We start from the raw sequence: 21,096 nt of genomic DNA on the forward strand, positions 1-21,096 counted from the left end.
CGGCCGCCCAGCTGAGCGGTGCCGCCGTGCAGAACCGCGGATTGTGATGGCCTGGCGACCCGGTCCCCTCGCCTGCGGGGCTCAGTTGCGGGTGGCGAACAGGGCTACTGCGGTGGAGTCGAGGGTGAAGGTGCTGCCGGCGGCGTCGATGGCGGTGCCGGTGCGGTCGAGGACGGCGTCGAGTTTGCCGGCGTCGGCCAGAGGTTTGGCGATGCCGCTTGTGCGGAGCTGGTCGAGCCACTCGTCGCGGGTGTAGGTGCGCGACCACGGGAACGTGGGGCGGCGGATGTCGGTGAACGCTGGGCCGAGGCTGTCGGCGGTACGGTCGAGGAAGTGCTCGTACGCGCCGAGCGGTGATGTGGCGGATCGTCCCGCGGCCGGGTTGTCGGGCAGTACGTCGCGGAGCACGTCAGCGAAGGCGGCGCCCAGCTCGGCGGGCGGCTGGAGGACGTACCAGAACACCGCGAACAGCCCACCCGGCCGCAACACCTGCACCGCCTTCGCGGCACCAGCCACCGGATCCACCCAGTGCCAGGTCATCCCGGCCACCAGTCCGTCGAACGTCCGTCCCGCCGGATCCCACGACTCGAACGCGGAAACCTCCACCTCGACCCCGGTGCTCCGCGCGTAAACGGCCATCCGTTCGTCGACCTCCACTCCCAGTACGCCGCACCCCGAAGCCTGCAGTTGCCGAGCGACGATCCCGGTCCCGCACCCCACATCAAGCACCTCGCGCCCAGGAGCCGCCGCAACGACCGCCTCGATCAGCTCCACCGGATACCGAGGCCGAGCCCGGTCGTACAACTCCGCGTCATCCCCGAACGACTCAGCCATATCCCGCCGCCGATGCGGCTCACCGGTACCGGCAGCAGGCTGAGGGGCAGTTCCACCATCTAGAATGGGCATGTGCCCACGGTAGTGGGCGGTTGCCCACTCTTGTCAAGGACGGTTCGGGATGCCTACCGGTGTGGCGATGCGGGATGCTCGGGAGTTGTTGTTCGGGGCGGCCGAGCGGGTCCTGTTGCGGGACGGGCCGGAGGCGCTGACGAGCCGGGCCGTGACGACCGAGGCCGGCTGCGCGAAAGGTCTGCTGCACAAGCACTTCACGGACTTCGACGGATTCCTCGCAGAGCTCGTGCTGGATCGGATCCGCCGACTCGCGGACCGCGGTGCGGAGCTGCTGGAGGCGGCCGGTCAGGGGAGTGTCGTCGACAACCTGACCGCGATGTTGACCGACCTGTTCGGCTCGGTCGCCGTCGCGATCGTCAGTCTGACCATCTCCCGCGACGGCCTGCGCGCCCGACTGCGTACGGCGGTCCCGACCGGCGTGCCGATCCTGAGCGAGGCGGGGCAGGTGATCCGGGACTACTTGGCGGCGGAGCAGGCGTACGGCCGGATCGCGCCGGACGCCGACACCGACGTACTCGGGCTGACGCTGATCGGCTCGACCCACATGCTGTTCGCGGACCGCACCGGTACCCGCCCGACGACCGACGCTGTCCGTACGTTCGTCGCTTCGGTGGTCCTCGGTTGACACCTTGCCTGGGATCAGGGCGGAGGCTGGTGCGTAACGACAGGTAGTGCATCGGCTATACGGTGTACGCGGCGACCCCGCCAGGCGCAGGTGCACTACCCCGGCGCCCAACACCTCCTGTCGTCCGGTACCCGGCACCAACCCACGCACAGATGGCAGAAGGACCCGGTTCAGGATTGACGATTCGCGATGGAAAGCGCTATCTTCCGACGAAATGCTGCCTAGAAAGTACAAATCAGGCCCTCTCTAGACGGAAGTTGGCACGACTGTGATTGGAGGCGCGACCGGCGAGCAGGAGATCATCAGGACGTACCTGGACCGGCTGCGGCTCGACCTGGTGGTCGCGGCGCGGATCACCAAGGTGCATCGCGAGTGGTCCCGGGCGCTGATGCCCGACCAGTTCTCCCGGCTGTATCTGATCCTCGAGGGCGAGGGCCGCCTGGTCGTCGGGGAGCAGGAGCTGTACCCGAAGCCGGGTGAGCTCGTGTACCTGCCGGCCGACGTACCGGTCTCGTACGAGACGATCAGCGACAACGTGTTCCGCAAGCACTGGCTGCACTTCAACGCGCTGATCGGGGACCGCGACATCGGCGAGCTGCTCACGCTGCCGTACGTCGTGCCGAGCAAGGCGCCCGAGGAAGCAGCTGCGCTGTTCGAGCAGGTCGGCGCGGCGGACCGCGATCCGCCCGGCCTGGCCACGCCGTTGCGGTTGCGGTCGGCGCTCACCGCGCTGTTCGCGCACTACCTGGACAGCGCGCCGCCCGGTTCGGTGCGGTTGTCGCCGCAGCAGACGTCGGAGTCCGGGATCGTGCAGTACATCCAGGAGAACCTGGCCACGCTGCCGAGCGTGGAGGAACTGGCCGCGGTCTTCGGGTACGACCTGGCGACGTTCATGCGGCACTTCCGGACCGAGTTCGGGCTGTCGCCGAAGCAGTACATCAAACGGGCCCGGATCGAGTGGGCCCAGCGTGAGCTGACGGCGACCGCACGCCCGATGGAGGAGATCGCGGCCGCCGTCGGGATGGACCAGAGCTATTTCTCGAAGGTCTTCCGGCAGGTGAGTTCGGTGACCCCGAGCGAGTACCGAAAGCTGTACCGCCCACACAGTTAGGAGGCTCGTCCCATGGATCGTCGTACCTTCTTGATCAGCAGTGGCGCCGTGGCGCTCGCCGTCGGCAGCGCGACCCCCGCCTTCGCCGCCACCGTCACGTCGCTGGCGGAGTTGCAGCAGGCCATCGACAGTGCGACCGCCGGGACCACGATCACGGTCGCCAACGGTACGTACGCCGTACCGTCCGGGTCCCCGATCACGATCAGCGGCCGGCACGGGATCACGATCGTGGCGCAGAGCCGCGGTGGCGTGGTGCTGACCGGTGAGCAGAGTTTCGTACTGAGCGCGTCGTCGGACGTGGCGATCAGCGGGTTCGCGTTCCGGCAGAGTACGACGCTGGAGATCCCCACGGACTGCCCACGGATCCGGTTGACCCGCAACGACTTCCAGCTCGCCACGACGGCCGGCCACTGGGTGGTCGTCCGCGGCGACGACGCGAAGGTCGACCGGAACACGTTCCACGACAAGTCCACGCTCGGCGTCTACCTGGTGATCGACGGCCCTGGTACGGAGGCCATGGCGCAGCGTACGTACATCTTCCGCAACTACTTCCGGGACCACACGTACGGCTGCGCGAACGGCGGTGAGCCGATCCGCCTCGGGGTGAGCGGCCGGGCGCTCAGTACGGCCGACGCCACCGTGGAGTACAACCTGTTCGAACGCTGCAACGGCGATCCCGAGGCGATCTCGGTGAAGTCGTCGGGGAACAAGATCCGCTACAACACGGTCCGCGGCAGCCAAGGCGGGATCGTGCTGCGGCACGGCAACAACAACCGGGTGGAGGGCAACTACCTGTTGTCCGGCGACAACGGGATCCGGATCTACGGCAACGATCATCTGATCGTCAACAACTACGTCGACACGGTCGGCAGCGCGGGCGTGGTGCTCGGCAGCGGGACCGAGCGCGATCATTACGAGGGGGAGCCGTCGAGCTCGCGGACCGGGAACGATGCGCCGGACCGGGTGACGATCGTGCTGAACACGCTGCGGAACAACAACGGGGCAATCAACGGTGAGAGTCAGCGGACGGTGCCGCCGTTGGACTGTGTGATCGCCGACAATCTCCTGGTCGGCGAGAGCGGTGACCTGGTGAACATGCCGTACCTCGACGGGCTGAGCTGGTCGGGCAACATCCTCTGGGGCGGAGCGAGCGACGGCAACATCCCGGCGGGCTACACGAGAGTCGATCCGAAGCTGACAGCCGGCACCGACGGCATCTACCGGCTCGGCCCGGGCAGCGCGGCGGCGAACGCGGCAGCGCTCGACCACTCCGGCCAGGTCACCGACGACCTCGACGGACAGCCGAGAACGGCACCGTACGACGTCGGCGCCGACGAGTACTCGACAGCCGCCGCCGTGCGTCGTCCGCTCAACGCGGCCGACGTCGGGCCGAACGCGCCCTAGCTGCGGCCGGCCGCGCCGCCGGGTGGGGGAGAGGGTGGGACGCAGCGGCTCGGGGCCGGGGAGGCCCCCGGCAGGACGGGCGGCGTTGCTCAGACGACTGCCGGTTGGGTGTTGCCGGCCTCGTCGATGCCGCGGCGCATGTCGACGCGGGACAGTAGGGCCAGGCCGATGACGAAGAAGATGCCCAGGGCCACGATCGCGGGACGGTACGAGCCGGTGAGCTGGTGTACGAGTCCGAACAGCAGCGTGCCGAGCCACGACGTACCGCGTTCGCCGGCCTGGTAGAGCGAGAAGTACTCCGCCTCCCGCCCCTTCGGGATGAGCTGGCTGAACGCGGACCGCGACAGCGCCTGCGTGCCGCCGAGCACGATCCCGATCGCGACCCCCATCGTCAGGAACGGCAGGATCTGGTGCGCGGGCAGCAGCAACCCGGCCACCACGATCAGCACCCACACCACCAGACCACCGGAGATCGTCCGGTGCGCGCCGTACCGGGCCGCGACCCGCCCGAAGACGAGTGCCCCGAAGAACGCGATCAGCTGCACGAGCAGGATCGTTGCGATCAGCACCTGTGTCTCGAAGCCGAGCTGCTTCTCGCCGTACGTCGACGACACCGAGATCACGGTCTGGATGCCGTCGTTGAAGAACAGGTACGCGATCAGGAACAGCATTGTCATCTTGTACGCCCGCATATGCCTGAGCGTGCCCGCGAGTTGCCCGAAGCTCTGCCGGATCAGGTTGCCGCCGCGGACCTGCTCGACATTGCGCGGCGGCCGGTTCTGCAGCCGGACGAACGGAAGGATCGTGAACAGGCCCCACCACACGCCGGCGCTGAGCAGGCTGAGGCGTACCGCGGTTCCCTGGCTCATGCCGAGCGCGTTGTGGGCGGTGACGACGGCCAGGTTGACCAGGAGCAGCAGGAAGCCGCCGGCATAGCCGAGGGCCCAGGCGCGCGACGACACCGTGTCACGGTCGTCCGGCGGCGCGATATCGATCAGGATCGAGTCGTACACGACCAGCGACGACCCCAGACACAGGTTCCCGATGAACAGCAGCAGTGCGCCGAGCACCCAGCGGCCGCCGCCGACGAACACCATGCAGCTCGCCGCGACCGCACCGGCCCAGGCGAAGCCGCACATCAGCAGCTTCTTGTTCGCCATCCGGTCCGCGATCGCGCCGACCACCGGCAGGAACAGCGCCGACACCAGCGTCGCGACCGTCACGACGTAGAACGCCAGGGACCCCGGGGAGATGCCGAGCCCGAGGACGCTCAGGTTGGTGTGGCACGGGTTGTCGGTCGTACCGACGTACCCGCAGGCGGCCTTCTCCGCGACCGACGTGAGGTACGGCGCGAACAGGACGGTGCCCGTGGTGGTGACGTAGCCGGAGTTGGCCCAGTCGTAGAAGCTGAACCCCCAGTACTCACGCTTGTCGACCGTCGCCGGGGGCGAGAGGAATCCCATGCGCGGAAGTGTGTCATTCCCGGGGTACGTAGCGGCGTATCCCGCGATAACACTTCAGTGCCACTGACCTCTTTCGACGAGTACGTCCCGGAGCAGGTCGGTGCGATCGGTGATGATCCCGTCGACGCCGGCGTCCAGCAGCCGGCGCATCGTGTCCGGGTCGTCGACGGTCCACACGTGGACCTGCTTGCCGCGCGAGTGCGCCCGCCGGATCAGCCCGGGCGTGAGCAGGTGCAGCGGGCCGTACCGCTCCGGGATCTGCAGGCAGGCGCCTTTCGACGGGAGCGCGAACGGGAGGAACCGGATCAGCGCCGTCTCCCACTCGCCGTACCCGGTGCACAACCGCGGTCCGAGCAGCTTGCGGATCCGCCGTACCCGCGACTGGGAGAACGATGACACACACACCCGGTCGATCGCGCCGGCCGCGCGGAGGACGTCCGCGGCGGGTCCCAGACCGCCGTCGGCCTTGACGTCCAGGTTGAACCGTACGTCCGGGAAGTGCTCGAGCAGCTCGTCCAGCCGCGGGATCGGCTCGTGGCCGTTGATCAGCGCCTTCTGCACCTCCGACCACGGCAGCTCCGCGATCGCGCCGGTGCGGTCCGTGACCCGTTCGAGCCGGTCGTCGTGGAACGCGACCACGACACCGTCGCTGGTCGCGTGCAGGTCTGTCTCCAGGTACCGGTACCCGAGGTCGACGGCGTTCTGGAAGGCATGCAGCGAGTTCTCGTACCCGAGGTTGTCCGGATGCTTCGCGCCGCCGCGATGGGCCATCGCGATCGGGCCGTCGTGGTCGAGGTACGGGTACACGCGTGCAGTATGTCAGTGCAAGTCGGGGTAGGTAGAGTTGTGGCGGTGACCTTGAGCTCCCGCCCCGATCTCTGGACCCTCGATCCGGACGTCCTGCACCTCAACCACGGTTCGTACGGTGCGGTGCCGCGCCGCACCCAGGAGCTGATGGCGAGCCTGCGGACCGAGATGGACGCCAACCCGATGGTCTGGTTCCGTACCGTCGCCGACCGGTTGACCACGAGCCGGCTGGCGCTGGCGTCGTTCCTGGAGACCGACCCGGCGGGCTTCGCGCTGGTGCCGAACGCGAGCGCCGGGGTGACCGTGGCGCTGCATACGCTGCCGATCCCCGCGGGCAGCCGGATCGTGCTGACCGACCACGCGTACGGCGCGGTCCGGTACGCCGCCGAGCGGTTCGCGAAGGACCGCGGCGCCGAGGTGGTGAACGTGGCGATCCCGCTCGAGGCCGACGACGACACCGTGGTCGCGCTGATCGCGGAGCACCTGGACAACGCCTCCGTACTGATCGTCGACCAGATCACTTCGGGTACGGCCAAGGTGTTCCCGATCGACGGACTGGTCGCCGCCGCCCACGACCGCGGCGTACCGGTCGTCGTCGACGGCGCGCACGCCCCGGCGCTGATCGACGCCCCGGCCGCCGCGGGGGCCGACTTCTGGACCGGGAACTTCCACAAGTGGCCGGCCGCACCACGCGCGACCGCGGGCCTAGTGGTGGCGGAGCGGTGGCGGTCCGCGTCGATGCCGCTGATCGTGTCCTGGTCCGAGTACGACGAGCGGATGCCGGAACGGTTCGACATGCAGGGCACGTACGACTACGTGCCGTGGATCGCCGCGCCCGAGTCGCTCCGGGTGCTCGCGGACCTCGACTGGCCGGCCCGCCGACCGCAGCTGACCGCGCTGGTCGAGGAGGGGGCGAAGATCCTGGCGAAGGCGCTCGGGACCGGGGTCGCCGAGGTCGGGCACGCGCCGGCCACGATGCGGCTGGTCGAGCTGCCGTCCGGGGTGGACCTGTCCGGCGGGGACACGCTCAAGATGCGGATCTCCCGCGAGCTGAAGGCGGAGATCACCTTCACGGGGTTCGACGACCGGCAGTTCATCCGGCTGTCGGCACATGCATACAACTCGCTCGCGGACTACGAGAAACTGTCGGAGGGCCTGCCTAGGCTCCTCGCGTGAATGACATCCAAGGCTCGTACAACACTGCCGCTGCCGACTACCACGCGATTCTCAAGGACTACCACCAGGCCGATCCGTTCGAGCAGGGTGCGCTGGACTACTTCGGCGCGCTGGTCGAGGACGGCCCGATCGGCGATCTGGGCTGCGGGACTGGTCGCATCACGGCGTACCTGGCCGGCCGCGGGCTGGACGTGTTCGGGGTCGACCTGACGCCGGGGATGGTCGAGGTGGCCCGGCGGGAGTACCCGGCGCTGCGGTTCGAGGTCGGGTCGCTGCTCGACCTCGACCTGAAGGACGACGAGCTGGCCGGAGCGCTCGCCTGGTACTCCCTCGTCCACACGCCACGCGAGCAGCTTCCGACCGCGTTCGCCGAGCTGTACCGAGTGCTTCGTCCGGGCGGTGTGCTGGTGCACGGGTTCAAGGTCGGCGAGGGCAGCCGGCCGCTGACGCACGCGTACGGTCACGATGTCGACCTGCAGGTCTACATGTACGAGGCCGACGACGTCGCGGGCCTGCTCGCCGACGCCGGGTTCGTCGAGGTGGCGACGGTGACACGTGCGGCACTGCCCGCCGAGAAGGACGCCGGGCAGGCCGCACACCTCGTCAGGAAACCTGCTACCCCTTGATCGCTCCGGACGTCATGCCGGCGACGATCTGGCGGTTGAAGAACAGGAACATGATCAGCGGCGGGATCGTGATCAGCAGGATGTTCATGAACAGCAGGTTGTACTGGGTGGAGAACTGGCTGTTGAAGTTGTAGAGGGTCAGCTGGACGGTGGCGTTCTGGTCGCCGGGCAGGAAGTACAGCGGGTTGGTGAAGTCGTTGAAGACGGCAACCGACTGCACCACGACGACCGTGACGATCACGGATCTGAGCAGCGGGAAGATCACCCGGAAGAACAGCCCGAGCGGCCCGGCGCCGTCGATGACGGCCGCCTCGTCGAGTTCGCGTGGAATGGTCGCCACGAACGCCCGGAACAACAGGATGCAGAACGACAGGCCGAAGGCGATCTCGATCAGGATCAGGCCGGGCATCGTCTTGAACAGGCCGAGCTTCTGCAGCACCCAGATCGTCGGCACCACGGCCGGCGGGATGATGAGGCCGGCCAGCACCAGGAAGTTGATATACCCGTTCCACCGGCTCTTGCGCCGTTGCAGCACGAACCCGGCCATCGCCGCGAGCACCACCATCCCGGTGACGCTGGCGACGGTCAGGATCGTGCTGTTGATGAACGCGATCACCAGCATGTAGTCGCGGGCCTTCACGACCTCGACGAAGTTCTGCACGAACCGGAACTGGTGCGGCCAGGAGAAGCTCAGGTCCGCGGCCTGGGTCCGGTCCTTCACCGCGGTCAGCACGATGAACGCGAACGGGACGATGAACACCACGATCGACACCAGGATCGCGACCGCGCTCAACGCCCACTTCCGCGCGGGCCGGTGGTTGACCAACTCAGCCGTACTCACAGGTCGACCTCCTTGCGGTTCAGGGCCCAGGACAGCGGCAGGATGATCGCGGTGACGACGACGAACAGGACGACGTTGCCCGCGGTCGACAGGCCGTAGAAGCCGGCCTGGTACTGCTTGTAGATCACCGACGCGATCACGTCCGAGGTGAACCCGGGCCCGCCGCGGGTCATCGCCCAGATCAGGTCGAAGGACCGCAGTCCGCCGATCAGGGACAAGATGATGACGGTCACGGTGGCGGGCCGGGACAGCGGCAGCACGATCCGCCGGAACTGCTGCCACGACCCGGCCCCGTCCACCCGGGCCGCTTCGATGTACTCGCGCGGGATCGAGACGATGCCCGCGATGTAGATCAGCGTGGCCAGGCCGACGCCCTTCCAGACGTCGACCGCGGCCACCGACAGCAACGCCCACTTCGGGTCGGTCAGCCACCCCGGACCCTGGATCCCGATCGCCGCGAGCGACTTGTTGATCAGGCCCTGGTCCGGGTTCATCAGCACGGTGAACGTCAGCCCGACGCCGATCGTGGAGACCAGGACCGGGAAGAACACCACCGAGCGGAGGTAGCCGCGGGCAACGATCTGCGAGGTCAGCAGCACCGCGAGCAGCAACCCGAGGACCACCTTCGACCCGGAGGTGACGACCGCGTAGATCAGGGTGTTGGTGAAGCCCTTGACCAGCTGCGGTTCCTGGAAGAACAACTTGAAGTTCTCCAGCCCGATGAACTTCGACTCGAACAGGCTCCAGCGGGTCAGGCTGAAGTACAGCGAGGCGAACGTCGGGATCAGGAACAGCACGCCGTAGATGATCGCGGTCGGCAGGTAGAACCAGTTCGAGTACGGACGGTAGACCTTGCTACCGGTCTTCTTGGTGGTGACAGCGGCCTTGCTGCGTTCCTCGGCGATGACGGCCACCGACCTCACCAACCTGCCAGTCCGAGCTGTTGCGCCTGCTTCTTGACGTCGTCGTCGTACCGGGCGGCGCCGTCTTTCGCCTTCCGGATCCCGGATCCGACCTCGACCGTGATCTGCTCCAGCGACGGGCCCTTGACCGGCGACAGGAACTCCAGCGCGAGGCTGGACGCGCCGGGCTTGTCGAGGTACGGCTGCATGTCCTTGATCGCCTGCGGTACGTCGTTGCCGAGGCTGCAGCCCTTCACCGCGTACGGACCGGTCGGCGCGCCGGCCTTGTTCTGCGAGTCGCAGCCGTCCGGGCTGGCGATGAACGCGAGGAACTTCTTCGCGGCGTCGAGCTTGTCGCCGGTGGTGGTCTTCGGGATGTACACGCCACCCGGGGTCCACAGCGTCAGGCCGTTCTTGCTCGCGTCGTCACCAGGCAGCGCGAACAGGCCGACGTTCTTCGCCGCGTCCGGGTACGTCGCGACCATGTTCGCGACCACGCCGGACAGCATCGGGTAGTGCGCACCCTTGCCGGTGGCAAGCATCTTCAGGCCGTCGGGCAGCTTCGCGGACGCGAAGTCCTTGTTCTCGTAGCCCGCGTCGTGCACCGCCTCGGTGTGCTCGAAGCCCTTCAGCGCGGCCGGGTTGGTCGCGTACTTCGCCTTGTTCGCGGTGTAGTCGTCCGCGAACGACGGGTCGACCGCGGAGACGTTGTGGAAGTCGCCGAGGACGAACAGCTGCGACGTCCAGGTCTCGCCGTACGTCTGGATCACCGGGGCGATCCCGCCGGCCGCCTTGATCTTGGCGTTGTTGGCCATGAAGTCGGCCCAGGTCTTCGGGATCGTCAGGCCGAGCTTCTTGTAGACGGGGATGTTGTACAGCACCGCGCCGCCCATGAAGCCGCCGAACGGCACGCCGTACACCTGGTTGTCGGCGGTCACGGTCTTCTTGAAGTTGTCGTCCAGGTCCTTGATGTACGGCTGGTCGCTGATCGACACCAGGTTCTTCTGCGGCGCGATCGCCTGGAACAGCGATCCGGTGTTGTACGCGAACACGTCCGGCATGTCACCGGTCGACAGCCGGGTCTTGACGATGTTGTCGCCCTCGGACCCGGCCGGCCGGGTCTCGAGCTTCACCGTGATGTTCGGGTTCTTCGCGTGGAAGTCCTTGGCGATCTGGTTGCCTTCCTGGACGTCCTGGTCCTGGTTGCCGATCAGGTACGTGAGCTCGATCGAGCCGTTGCCTCCGGAATCGCTCGAGCCGAGACTGCCCGCGCTGCAGCCTGCGAGGGTGAGAGAACAGACAGCCAGCAGCGCGAGTCCGCTGGCTCCTGGGCGGAACCTCATCGTGACCTCCAAAAGGGGGATGGTGTGTCGCAGCGGGGCGGTCAGGGCAGGGGTGTCGGTTGTCAGAAGTGCAGGATTGCGCGGAGTGCGGTCTTCGCCGCATCCGGACCGGTGGCCTCGGCGAGGGCACCGGCAGGTTGGTCGAGGAAGCGCTCGAGCCGGCCGGCGAGCTCGGCGTCGTCGGCGACGAGCCCGCTCTCGACCGCGGCGCCCGACAGAGCCGCCCAGGTCGGCTGGTCGTCGACGAGCTGACGGATCGTGGCGTCGGCCGGCAACCCGGGCACCGAGGCGTACGGGTCGTCCACCGTCCATTCGTGCGTACCGTGGCCGATCTCGACAGCTTCGAGGCTCGGTACGTCGACCTTGGCGCGGGAGCCGACCGGGATCGTGACGGTCAGCGTGACGCGGCCGTCAGCGCGGGTCCAGCCGACCGAGGCCTCGCCGTACGGCGTGAGGTGCTTCGCGGACGCGTTGGTGAGCTGATCGGTGAACAGCGGCCGTACGTCGATGCTCCGGTAGCCGGGCTCCGCTGCGGCGAGGCCCGCGACGCGGCGGTGCATCCAGTCGGCGACCGCACCGAGGGCGTAGTGGTTGAACGACGTCATCTGGCCGGGGTTGATGCTGCCGTCGGGCAGCATGCTGTCCCAGCGCTCCCAGACCGTCGTCGCACCCATCGTCACTGCGTACAGCCAGGACGGGCAGCTTGTCTGTAGCAGGAGGCGGTAGGCCAGGTCAGGATGACCGGAATCGGCCAGTGCGTCGGCGATCAACGGCGTGCCGACGAATCCGGTACTGATCCGGAAACCTGCCGTCCGGACGAGGTCGGCCAGCCGCGCACCGGCACGCTGCCGTTGCTGCTCGGTCGGCAGCAGGGCCCACTGCAGCGCGAGCGCGTAGTTCGTTGCCGAGTCGCTCAATACCCGGCCGCCCTCGGTGGTGTACTCGGCCGCGAACGCCTGCCGGACCCGCGCCGCCAGTTCGGCGTACTCACGGGCCAGCTCGGTCTGCCCGACCACCTCGGCCGCCTTCGCGACCACCTCGGCCGAACGCGCCAGGTGCGCGGTCGCGAGGACGTCGGGGTCCGCCTTCGCGCGGAACGGGTTCTCCGGCGGCGCGGTCGGGTCGAGCCAGTCGCCGAACTGGAAGCCGCCGGACCAGAGCAGGTCGCCGCCGGCCAGGTCGGCCATCTTGTCCACCCAGGCGCGCATGCTCGGCAGCTGCCGCGCGAGCAGGCCGGCGTCGCCGGTGCGCTCGTACAGCACCCACGGCACGATCGTTGCCGCGTCACCCCAGGCCGCGGTGGCCGGCGCCTCGGTCCGGAGCACGTCCGGTACGACGAAGGGCACCGAGCCGTCCTTCTGCTGTTCGGCCGCGAGGTCCGCGAGCCAGTTGGTGAGGAAGCCGCCGGTGTCGAACAGGAAGCTCGCGCTGGGGGAGAAGACCTGGATGTCGCCGGTCCAGCCCAGCCGCTCGTCGCGCTGCGGGCAGTCGGTCGGTACGTCGACGAAGTTGCCGCGCATCCCCCAGACAACGTTCTGGTGGAACTGGTTCAGCAGCTCGTTCGACGACTCGAACCAGCCGGTGCGTTGCAGGTCGCTGCCGATCACGATCGCCTCGACGTCCGCCTTCCGGAGGTCGTCGACGCCGGTGACCTCGGCGTAGCGGAAACCGTGGAACGTGAGCGGCGAGTCGAGCAGGAGCTCGTCGGAGCCGGCGAGGATGTAGGTGTCGGTGGCCTTCGCGCTTCGGAGTGGGCGGACGCCGAGTTCGCCGTTCTCGAGCACCTCGGCGTGCCGTACGACGATCTCGTCACCCGCGGCGTGCCCGCGGACGGCGATGCGGACCCGGCCGACGAGGTTCTGGCCGAAGTCGACGAGCGTCTTGCCCGCGGGCGAGGTGGTGATCTCGACGGCCGGCAGCAGGTTGGTGATCCGGACCGGCGGGCCGTCGGGTGCGACGAGCAGGGTGAGATCGGCGTCGAGTACGTCGACGGGCGCGGGTTCGCCGGGCTGCCAGCGCAGGTCCGTGGTCTGGCCGTCGTACAGGTCGTCGGCGACGACGTTGCTCTCCCGGGAGGTCCAGCTGCCGTCGCTGCCGTACGTGTGCACCCGGCCGTCCTCGGTCGTGACCTCGAGCTGTGCGAGGACGGCGAGGCGCTCGCCGTACAGCTGCTTCTGGTCCTGGAAGCCGATCCGGCCGCGGTACCAGGCGTTGCCGAGGAGGAACTCGAGCGTGTTCTCACCAGGTCGGACAAGCTCGGTCACGTCGTACGTCTGGTAGCGCAGCCGGTACTGGTACGAGGTCCAGCCGGGCGCGAGCTCCTCGGTGCCGACGCGCTGCCCGTTCAGCTCGGGCAGGTAGATGCCGTACGACGTCGCGTACAGGCGGGCCTTGACGATGCCGTCCGGGAGGTCGGCCGTACCGGCGACCAGCGGGGCGGGGGAGCCGTGCGGGTTGTCGTGCGGGCTGACGAACCGCGCGGACCAGTCGTCGGCCGAGAGCAGGCCGGCTTCGACGGAGGCCGGCTCGCTCCACTCGCTCCAGTCGTCGTTCCCTCGGACCCTGACCCGGACCTGGGCGGCTTCGCGGGAGGTGAGGGCGTCGGCCGGCCAGGGCACCAGGATCTGGTCGGGGGACTGGACGGTGAAGACCTGCGTGGTGTCGCGGGCGATCTCGAGCTCGTACGCCGTCTGCGTGTAGCCGGGATCCGCGGCCGGGACCTGCCAGGAGATCCGCGGGCTCGCGGTACCGATCCCGGTCACCGGGGCCGGGCGGTGCTCGAAGCGGAGGGAGGTGGGTGCGGCGGGGTGCGACATGTGACTCCAACCGATGGGTTTCAGCATTCTGGATGAAACGATTCAGAGGATGATCCGATACTCCGACCAGCACCGGGCGGCTGCTAGCCCGATGTGCACTCGCTCTAGCACGATCTGCACCTCGGCTCGTACCTTGAGCTCGTGTCAGAAATGGCCGACGAGCCGGTGAGGACCCGTGGGACCGTGCTGCACTTCGTCGAAGGGACGGTGGTGCACGCCGGTAAGCACATGCACGAGCGGAGCCATCCGCTGCACACGCACAGCTTCTTCGAGCTGGTCCTCGTCACGGGCGGTGAGGGAATCCATCACAGCCTCGCGGGGCGGCAACGCGTACGGCCCGGCGACGCGATCCTGCTCCGGCCGGGCGTGTGGCACGAGTACGTCGACTGCGACTCGCTCGAGGTCTACAACTGCTGCTTCGCGGCAGACCTGGTCCGCCGCGAACTGGCCTGGGCACGCGAGGATCCGCTGCTCGGGTACCTGCTGTGGACCGGCCCGTTCTCGGCGCAGCGCCGGGGCATGCTGTCCACACACCTCGACCCGGATGCCGTGCAGGAGGCCGTCGGGCATCTCGACGCCCTACGCCAGCTGCGCAACCAGCCGCTCAGCCGGCATCGCGGCGAGGTGGTCGGCTGGCTCTCGCTGTACCTGAACTGCGTCGCCCGTACGGTCGCGGACCGTGACCAGCGACGGGAGTACACCCACCCCGCGGTCGTCGACGCGATGCGGATGATGGAGGCCGACCCGGCCCGGCACTGGACGCTGTCCGACCTCGCCGGCGAGCTGCACCTCGCACCGGGTTACCTGGTCCGGCTGTTCAAGTCGGTGACCGGGCTACCGCCGATGGCCTACCTGTCGCGGCACCGCGTCGAACTCGCGGCCGACCGGCTGCTGCACACGGATCTGCCGATCAACCGGATCGGGGAGTCCGTCGGCTGGCCCGACCAGAACTACTTCGCCCGCCGATTCAAGTCCCACTACGGGCTGCCCGCGTCGACCTACCGACAACGTTTCAATTCGGTTCGGCACAGCTATCCCGGCTCTTGACGAGCAGCTCCAGACCGTCCAGGATCCGCTCCAGCCCGAACTCCAGGCCCTGGTTCTCGCTGCCTGCCGTCGTACTCATCGCGGCGACCAGGTGCGGGAACCGCGGGGCCTCGGTCGCCATGATCTCGGCGAGGGCCTGCTGCATGTCCTCCTCGGTGAGACCGACGGTGTGGCCGGGGAAGGTCGCGGACTGCTGCGCGATGTTCCGGACGTGACTGGTGACGACCAGGATCGAGTCCATCTGCTCGCCACCGGTCAGGCCGATGTCCGAGAGGGCGCCGAGGCCGCGTTCCATCCAGGCGAGCTCGTTCGGGCCGAGCAGCCGGCGGCCGATCGTGGACTGGAGCAGCCACGGGTGGCGCATGAACCCGTCGTACAGATCGAGGGCCCAGGTGAGCAGCGACTCGCGCCACGGTCCGTCGGGGCGCGCGGGTGGACTGCCCATCGCCAGGTCGCTCATCACCGCGACCAGTTCGGTCTTGCCGGGCACGTAGCGGTACAGCGCCATCTTCGTCACCGGTAGCTCGCCGGCGATCCGCTGCATGGAGACCGCGTCCAACCCTTCGGCGTCCGCGATCGCGATCGCGGCCTGGGCGATCTCGGTCAGCGTGATGGCCGGTTTCGGTCCGCGGGTGCGGTGCGGTTCCTTGCCCCACAGCAGTTCGGTCATCGAGCTCCTTCCGAAAACACTTGAACTGTGTCTACCATACACATTACTGTGTCCGGCAGACACAGTTACTGATTTCGAGGAGACGATCATGAAGGTGCTGGTTTCGGGCGCGAGCGTGGCGGGGCCGTCGGTGGCGCTCTGGCTGGGCCGGGCGGGGCACGACGTGACGGTGGTGGAGATCGCGCCGGCGTTGCGGCAGGGCGGGTACGCCGTGGACTTCCGCGGCGAGGTGTTCACCACGGTGCTGGAGCGGATGGGTGTGCTCGCGGATCTGGGTGCGCTGCAGACCGGGGGTAGTGCGATGCGGTTCGTCGACGAGTCCGGCCGCAAGCTGATGCGGTTGCCGGCCGAGTTCGCGGGCGGGGAACTGGAGGTGCTGCGCGCCGATCTGTCGCGGGTGTTGTACGAGCACAGCCGGCAGCAGGCGACGTACCGCTTCGGTGACTCGATCGCGGCGTTGCGCGAGCACGCCGACGGCGTCGACGTACGGTTCGAGAGCGGGATCGAGGAGACGTACGACCTGGTCATCGGCGCGGACGGGATGCACTCCGTCGTCCGGCGGCTGGCCTGGCCGGCGGCTCAGGTGGTGGAGCGGCACCTGAACTACTACGTCGCCGGGTGGGAGGTGCCGAACACCCACCGGATCACCGGCGACTCGCTGATGTACAACGTGCCGGGCAAGCTCGCGAGCGTCGGCGCGGATCGCCGCGATCCGGAGCTGGCGCAGACGCTGTTCGTGTTCAAGTCGCCGGTGCTGGAGTACAACCGGCGCGACCTGGACCAGCAGAAGGCGATCGTCGCGGAGCAGTTCCGCGGCCTCGGCTGGTACGTACCGGAGCTGCTCGAGGCGTTGCCCGCGGCAACCGAGTTGTACTTCGACTCGATCAGCCGGGTGCGGGTGGACCGCTGGTCGACGAACCGGATCGTGCTGCTCGGCGACGCCGGGTACGGCGCGACGTTCGGCGCGCTCGGTACCGGTACGGCGGTCGTCGGTGCTTACGTACTGGCCGGCGAGCTGGCACGGGGAGACCTCCGGACGGCATTCGACCGGTACGAGGCGACGCTGCGCAAGGCCGTCTCGACGACGCAGGACGGCAGCCGGGCCGGTACGTTCCTGGCGCCGGCGACCCGGTTCGGGATCACGGCACGGAACAAGATCCTCGACCGGCCGTTCTTCCTGAACCAGATGCTGAAGATGGCCCAGAACATGAGCGAGCTGATCGAGCTGCCGCCGTATTCAGTCAAGGAGGGGCAGTTTGTCCAGCCATGACTCCCACGAGTCGGGCAGCCAGCCCGGCACGCCGAGCACGCCCAGGTAGAGCCAGACGCCGACCAGCACACACGCGAAGAGCGCTCCCGTGCCGAGCGCCTTCAGCCAGGCGGGCTGCTTGCCGGTCCAGGCGGTGAGTGCCTTCACCCAGTCCTTGACCCGGTACAGCAGCCGCTGCGCCCACTCGAACTCGCTGGCCAGCACCGCCAGGCCGGCGATGAACAACGGGATCCCGCCGGGGCCTGGCAGCCAGCCGGTCAGCGGGGCGGCGATGAGCAGCAGACCACCGACCACGCCCACGCCGATCCGGTAGAACAGCAGCTTCCTCGGGTTCTCCCGGATCCGGCGCCGCCACTCCCACCGGTCGTCCGCAGCGTCCAGCGTGATGTTGTCATCGGTGCGGTCGGGACTCTGTTTCTCGGCCACACAGCCAGACTACCCAGCTCTAGGAAGCGACCGGGTTTCCGAACTCCCAGTGCCAGGGCTCCTCGCGGTTGCGGCCGGGCTCGGCCCAGGCTGGGTGCAGCCAGCCGTACGACGGGGCGTGCGCCTTCATCCACTGGTACTGGACGGTGTTGTACTTGTCGATCCCGCCGCACAGGTCGACCGCGACACCCCAGCCGTGGTTCGACGTACCGGGAAGGGCGGCCAGCGAGGGTTTGCGCTGGTAAAGGCTGACCTGGGAGGCGTACGAGCGGTACGAGTCGGTGATGCACAGCGTCTTGCCGAACTGGGCGCGGTAGGCCGCGGCGAGTTGCCCGTACGCCGCGGCGGCGTCGCAGCGGAGCATGTGCCCGCCCCCGATCGCGCACAGCTTGTTCGCCGGGATCATGCCGTTGCTGTAGCCGCCCCAGCCGGTGCTCGCGGAGCCGGTCGCCAGGAACGGCATCGGGTTCACCGGGTCGCCGCCGAGCCGGACCTCGAAGTGCAGGTGCGGACCGGTCGTGTTCCCCTTGTCGCCGACGGCACCGATCTGCTGGCCGGCGGTCACCTGCTGGCCGTCCGTGACGTCGACGCGGCTCAGGTGCGCGTACAGCGTCTCCAGGCCGTTGCCGTGGTCGATCCGGACCAGGTTGCCGGCCCACGCCGGGTGCTCGACCCGGACGACGCCGGACGTGACGGCGCGGACCGGTGTACCGATCGCGGCCGGGAAGTCCTGGCCGGTGTGGTACCCGCTCGACCACTCGGACCCGGCTGCGCCGAACGGCGTACCGATCTCGTACGTGCCGTCCGGCAGCGGCCAGGTCCACGAACCGGAGCCGACGTCGTACGACGTGGCGGTGTTGCCGCAGCGGAACGCGTACGCGTCGCTCGTCGCGACCGGTGCGACCTGCGGCTTGACCGGAGCGCCGAGGGTCGGGCGCAGCGCGGCGTACAGGTTGTCGGGGACGCCGGTGACGACGACCGCGCCCTTGGACTCGTCGGCGGCGATCATCTCGTCGTCGTCGAGCGCGATCCCGATGTGCACCAGGCCGTACGACCTGCTGCCCATCACGAGCAGGTCGCCCGGCTGGATCTGGGTGGTCGGGACGGCCTGGTAGTCGGGGTAGACCTTGCCGACCAGGTTCGGGAGAGTCGTGTACGGCTCCCATGCGACGCGCGCGGCGCCGAGGCAGCCGTACTTGTCGGGGCCGGTCGCGGCCACGCCGTACCGCTTGCCGACGAGGCTGAACGCCTGGTTGACGGCGCGGATCGTTTCGGCGGACAGAACCCGGACCGTGCGGCCGGCCGTGGCGACGGACGCCACTCCGGGGACGGCCGCACCACGGCGCGTCAGCGGTGCGAGGCCGGCGGGGAGCTTGGCCGGGTTCTTGAGTACGGCGGCGGCCGGGGGAGTGACCTTCGCTGCGGCGAGCTCGGTGAGGTAGGTCTTCCAGCGGGCGAGGGCCTGTGCGTCGCGGACCGTTTGCAGCTGCTGCGAGACGCCGGACGCCACATCGAGGTCCGCGGTCTGGTCGGCCATCATGGCGGAGGCGTCCGCGGCCTTCTGCTGGACCTGCTTGCTGAGCTCTTGCGCCTTGGCGGCGGCCTCGTTCGCGGCAGCGCGTTTGGTGACCGCGTCGGACTTCAGCCGGTTCGATTCGGACTCGGCGGCCATGGCGGTGTTGTACTGCGACACCTGGGTGCTGCCGAGCTGGACGATGGCGGTCTGCCGGTCGGCGATCTCCTGGAGGTTCTCCGCGACCGGGGCGAGCGACCAGAGGATCGACTCGGTCCCCATGACGGTCGGGATGCCCAGCTGGTACGCCTGGGCGGTGATCACGCCGAGGCGGCGGCGTTCCTCGTCGGCGCGGCTCTTCGACGTACTGGCCGTGGCCTCGGCAGCCTTCGCGGCGGCCTCAGCCGTCTGCGCCTCCTTGAGGGCCTTCGTGTACGCGATCGTGGCCTTGGCGAAGTCGGCCTGGACGGCGGCTGCCTCGGCCTGGAGCTGCTCGAGGGAGCGATTCACGTCCGTGACGGAGGCCGGCGGGGGCTGGGTCGTGGGCGTGGGGTCGTCGGCGTACGCCGGTACGGCAACGGCCGCCAACAAGGTGCCGATCGCCGCGAACCGCAGCCACCGGCGCTTCCCCAGATCCATCCGTCCCCCATGTAACTCGCCTCACGCGATGCCCAAGCGTAGGCGTCGTACGGTCCTTACGGAACCCCGGCTAGCATTCACTCCATGGCCTCGCACTTTGACGTTGTTGTCCTCGGCGCGGGTCCGGGTGGGTACGTCGCGGCGATCCGCGCCGCCCAGCTCGGGCTCAAGACCGCCATCATCGAGAAGAAGTACTGGGGCGGTGTCTGCCTGAACGTGGGCTGTATCCCGTCCAAGGCGCTGCTGCGGAACGCCGAGCTGTCGCACATCTTCCGGACGGAGGCGAAGACCTTCGGCATCAGCGGTGAGGTCAGCTTCGACTTCCCGACCGCGGTGCAGCGCTCCCGCAAGGTCGCCGACGGCCGGGTCAAGGGCGTCCACTTCCTGATGAAGAAGAACAGCATCACCGAGTTCGACGGCTGGGGCTCGTTCACCGACGCGAACACGCTCGACGTCACGCTGAACGACGGCTCGTCCGAGACCGTGACGTTCGGCTCATGCATCGTGGCGACCGGCGCGACGACGAAGCTGCTGCCCGGTACGCAGCTGAGCGACCGCGTGGTGACGTACGAGGAGCAGATCCTCACCGAGGAACTGCCCGGCTCGATCGTGATCGCCGGCGCCGGCGCGATCGGCGTCGAGTTCGCGTACGTACTGGCGAACTACGGCGTCAAGGTGACGATCGTCGAGTTCCTCGACCGGATGGTCCCGCTGGAGGACCCGGAGGTCTCCAAGGAGCTCGCCAAGGCGTACAAGAAGCTCGGCGTCGACGTACTGACCTCGACCCGGGTGGACTCGATCGACGACTCCGGCTCCTCGGTCAAGGTCACGGTGACCGGCAAGGACGGCGTCCAGCAGACGATCGAGGCCGACAAGGTCATGCAGGCGATCGGCTTCCAGCCGCGCGTCGACGGGTACGGCCTGGACAAGATCGGGGTCGCGCTGACCGAGCGCGGCGCGATCGACGTGGACGGCTTCTGCCGGACCAACGTGCCGAACATGTTCGCGATCGGCGACGTGACCGCGAAGCTGATGCTCGCGCACGCGGCCGAGGCGATGGGCGTGATCGCCGCCGAGACGATCGCCGGGCACGAGACGATGGAGCTCCACTACGCGATGATCCCGCGGGCGACGTTCTGCCAGCCGCAGATCGCGAGCTTCGGCTACACCGAGGAGGAGGCCCGCAAGCTGGGCCACGACGTCAAGGTCGCGAAGTTCCCGTTCACCGCGAACGGCAAGGCTCACGGCCTGGGTGACCCGACCGGCTTCGTCAAGGTGATCAGCTCCGCGAAGTACGGCGAACTCCTCGGCGCGCACCTGATCGGCCCGGAGGTCACCGAACTGCTGCCCGAGCTGACGCTGGCCCAGAAGTGGGACCTGACCACCAAGGAACTGGCCCGCAACGTGCACGCCCACCCGACCCTGAGCGAGGCCCTCCAAGAGGCCTTCCACGGCCTCGAAGGGCACATGATCAACTTCTGATCGGCTGTGTCGAACGGGCCGGTGTC

At 68.5% G+C, this 21,096-nt stretch carries 18 protein-coding genes; 8 read left to right on the forward strand and 10 right to left on the reverse strand.

What is annotated here, in order from left to right:
* Positions 1–81: 81 nt before the first annotated feature.
* The gene (locus ACFYRU_RS20180) at positions 82–906 is read right to left on the reverse strand and encodes a class I SAM-dependent methyltransferase (protein WP_387660953.1); all 825 of its coding nucleotides are present in this window, start codon (positions 904–906) and stop codon (positions 82–84) included.
* 49 nt (positions 907–955) lie between these two features.
* Between ACFYRU_RS20180 and ACFYRU_RS20185 the strand changes: the two genes are divergently transcribed.
* The 3 genes from ACFYRU_RS20185 to ACFYRU_RS20195 all read left to right on the forward strand — a co-directional run bounded on the left by ACFYRU_RS20185 (position 956) and on the right by ACFYRU_RS20195 (position 4,049).
* On the forward strand, positions 956–1,534 hold the full coding sequence (locus tag ACFYRU_RS20185) for a TetR/AcrR family transcriptional regulator (RefSeq protein WP_387660956.1): 579 nt from the start codon (positions 956–958) through the stop codon (positions 1,532–1,534).
* Positions 1,535–1,802: 268 nt separating this feature from the next.
* Positions 1,803–2,645: an AraC family transcriptional regulator gene (locus ACFYRU_RS20190; protein WP_387660959.1), complete on the forward strand. Its 843-nt coding sequence runs from the start codon at positions 1,803–1,805 to the stop codon at positions 2,643–2,645.
* 12 nt (positions 2,646–2,657) lie between these two features.
* A complete protein-coding gene (locus ACFYRU_RS20195; protein ID WP_387660962.1) occupies positions 2,658–4,049 on the forward strand; it encodes a polysaccharide lyase 6 family protein in 1,392 nt (463 codons plus the stop codon).
* Between the two features lie 89 nt (positions 4,050–4,138).
* On the opposite strand, the gene ACFYRU_RS20200 is transcribed toward ACFYRU_RS20195, so the two are convergent.
* Both ACFYRU_RS20200 and ACFYRU_RS20205 read right to left on the reverse strand, forming a co-directional pair.
* Complete coding sequence (locus ACFYRU_RS20200; RefSeq protein ID WP_387660964.1) at positions 4,139–5,512, reverse strand: MFS transporter; 1,374 nt, start codon at positions 5,510–5,512, stop codon at positions 4,139–4,141.
* 54 nt (positions 5,513–5,566) lie between these two features.
* The gene (locus ACFYRU_RS20205) at positions 5,567–6,319 is read right to left on the reverse strand and encodes a glycerophosphodiester phosphodiesterase (RefSeq protein WP_387660966.1); all 753 of its coding nucleotides are present in this window, start codon (positions 6,317–6,319) and stop codon (positions 5,567–5,569) included.
* 45 nt (positions 6,320–6,364) lie between these two features.
* Between ACFYRU_RS20205 and ACFYRU_RS20210 the strand changes: the two genes are divergently transcribed.
* Both ACFYRU_RS20210 and ACFYRU_RS20215 read left to right on the forward strand, forming a co-directional pair.
* Positions 6,365–7,495, forward strand: coding sequence for an aminotransferase class V-fold PLP-dependent enzyme (locus ACFYRU_RS20210; RefSeq protein ID WP_387660969.1), 1,131 nt, complete (start codon positions 6,365–6,367; stop codon positions 7,493–7,495).
* Entirely contained in the window at positions 7,492–8,121 is a 630-nt protein-coding gene (locus ACFYRU_RS20215) for a methyltransferase domain-containing protein (RefSeq protein WP_387660971.1), read from the forward strand. The genes ACFYRU_RS20210 and ACFYRU_RS20215 overlap by 4 nt, the downstream gene beginning before the upstream one ends.
* Here ACFYRU_RS20215 and ACFYRU_RS20220 read toward each other — a convergent pair.
* The 4 genes from ACFYRU_RS20220 to ACFYRU_RS20235 all read right to left on the reverse strand — a co-directional run bounded on the left by ACFYRU_RS20220 (position 8,111) and on the right by ACFYRU_RS20235 (position 14,023).
* Positions 8,111–8,962, reverse strand: a complete 852-nt coding sequence (locus tag ACFYRU_RS20220) for a carbohydrate ABC transporter permease (protein ID WP_387660974.1) — start codon at positions 8,960–8,962, stop codon at positions 8,111–8,113. The genes ACFYRU_RS20215 and ACFYRU_RS20220 overlap by 11 nt on opposite strands.
* A complete protein-coding gene (locus tag ACFYRU_RS20225) occupies positions 8,959–9,876 on the reverse strand; it encodes a carbohydrate ABC transporter permease (protein WP_387660977.1) in 918 nt (305 codons plus the stop codon). Before ACFYRU_RS20225 ends, ACFYRU_RS20220 begins: the two co-directional genes overlap by 4 nt.
* 5 nt (positions 9,877–9,881) lie before the next feature.
* Positions 9,882–11,207, reverse strand: a complete 1,326-nt coding sequence (locus ACFYRU_RS20230; RefSeq protein WP_387660980.1) for an ABC transporter substrate-binding protein — start codon at positions 11,205–11,207, stop codon at positions 9,882–9,884.
* 62 nt (positions 11,208–11,269) lie between these two features.
* Complete coding sequence (locus tag ACFYRU_RS20235; RefSeq protein ID WP_387660983.1) at positions 11,270–14,023, reverse strand: family 78 glycoside hydrolase catalytic domain; 2,754 nt, start codon at positions 14,021–14,023, stop codon at positions 11,270–11,272.
* Positions 14,024–14,173: 150 nt separating this feature from the next.
* On the opposite strand from ACFYRU_RS20235, the gene ACFYRU_RS20240 reads away from it, so the two are divergent.
* Positions 14,174–15,070 (forward strand): AraC family transcriptional regulator, encoded by an 897-nt coding sequence (locus tag ACFYRU_RS20240; protein ID WP_387662918.1) that lies wholly within the window; start codon positions 14,174–14,176, stop codon positions 15,068–15,070.
* Here ACFYRU_RS20240 and ACFYRU_RS20245 read toward each other — a convergent pair.
* Positions 15,036–15,740, reverse strand: a complete 705-nt coding sequence (locus tag ACFYRU_RS20245; RefSeq protein ID WP_387660985.1) for a TetR/AcrR family transcriptional regulator — start codon at positions 15,738–15,740, stop codon at positions 15,036–15,038. The genes ACFYRU_RS20240 and ACFYRU_RS20245 overlap by 35 nt on opposite strands.
* A gap of 88 nt (positions 15,741–15,828) precedes the next feature.
* On the opposite strand from ACFYRU_RS20245, the gene ACFYRU_RS20250 reads away from it, so the two are divergent.
* A complete protein-coding gene (locus tag ACFYRU_RS20250; RefSeq protein WP_387660988.1) occupies positions 15,829–17,010 on the forward strand; it encodes an FAD-dependent monooxygenase in 1,182 nt (393 codons plus the stop codon).
* Here ACFYRU_RS20250 and ACFYRU_RS20255 read toward each other — a convergent pair.
* Positions 16,978–17,436, reverse strand: coding sequence for a PGPGW domain-containing protein (locus ACFYRU_RS20255; protein ID WP_387660991.1), 459 nt, complete (start codon positions 17,434–17,436; stop codon positions 16,978–16,980). The genes ACFYRU_RS20250 and ACFYRU_RS20255 overlap by 33 nt on opposite strands.
* Before the next feature lie 19 nt (positions 17,437–17,455).
* Positions 17,456–19,588 (reverse strand): peptidoglycan DD-metalloendopeptidase family protein, encoded by a 2,133-nt coding sequence (locus ACFYRU_RS20260; protein WP_387660994.1) that lies wholly within the window; start codon positions 19,586–19,588, stop codon positions 17,456–17,458.
* A gap of 84 nt (positions 19,589–19,672) precedes the next feature.
* On the opposite strand from ACFYRU_RS20260, the gene lpdA reads away from it, so the two are divergent.
* Entirely contained in the window at positions 19,673–21,070 is a 1,398-nt protein-coding gene (gene lpdA / locus ACFYRU_RS20265; protein WP_387660996.1) for a dihydrolipoyl dehydrogenase, read from the forward strand.
* The last annotated feature ends 26 nt before the right edge of the window (positions 21,071–21,096 follow it).

Source organism: Kribbella sp. NPDC004536 (genome assembly GCF_042873835.1).
Classification (GTDB): Bacteria; Actinomycetota; Actinomycetes; order Propionibacteriales; family Kribbellaceae; genus Kribbella.

Excerpts from the sequence above, each read along its gene's own strand:
- ACFYRU_RS20180 (WP_387660953.1), bottom strand. The coding sequence starts at position 906 with ATGCCCATTCTAGATGGTGGAACTGCCCCTCAGCCTGCTGCCGGTACC.
- ACFYRU_RS20185 (WP_387660956.1), top strand. The coding sequence starts at position 956 with ATGCCTACCGGTGTGGCGATGCGGGATGCTCGGGAGTTGTTGTTCGGG.
- ACFYRU_RS20195 (WP_387660962.1), top strand. The coding sequence starts at position 2,658 with ATGGATCGTCGTACCTTCTTGATCAGCAGTGGCGCCGTGGCGCTCGCC.
- ACFYRU_RS20200 (WP_387660964.1), bottom strand. The coding sequence starts at position 5,512 with ATGGGATTCCTCTCGCCCCCGGCGACGGTCGACAAGCGTGAGTACTGG.
- ACFYRU_RS20230 (WP_387660980.1), bottom strand. The coding sequence starts at position 11,207 with ATGAGGTTCCGCCCAGGAGCCAGCGGACTCGCGCTGCTGGCTGTCTGT.
- ACFYRU_RS20235 (WP_387660983.1), bottom strand. The coding sequence starts at position 14,023 with ATGTCGCACCCCGCCGCACCCACCTCCCTCCGCTTCGAGCACCGCCCG.
- ACFYRU_RS20240 (WP_387662918.1), top strand. The coding sequence starts at position 14,174 with ATGGCCGACGAGCCGGTGAGGACCCGTGGGACCGTGCTGCACTTCGTC.
- ACFYRU_RS20245 (WP_387660985.1), bottom strand. The coding sequence starts at position 15,740 with ATGACCGAACTGCTGTGGGGCAAGGAACCGCACCGCACCCGCGGACCG.
- ACFYRU_RS20250 (WP_387660988.1), top strand. The coding sequence starts at position 15,829 with ATGAAGGTGCTGGTTTCGGGCGCGAGCGTGGCGGGGCCGTCGGTGGCG.
- ACFYRU_RS20260 (WP_387660994.1), bottom strand. The coding sequence starts at position 19,588 with ATGGATCTGGGGAAGCGCCGGTGGCTGCGGTTCGCGGCGATCGGCACC.
- lpdA (WP_387660996.1), top strand. The coding sequence starts at position 19,673 with ATGGCCTCGCACTTTGACGTTGTTGTCCTCGGCGCGGGTCCGGGTGGG.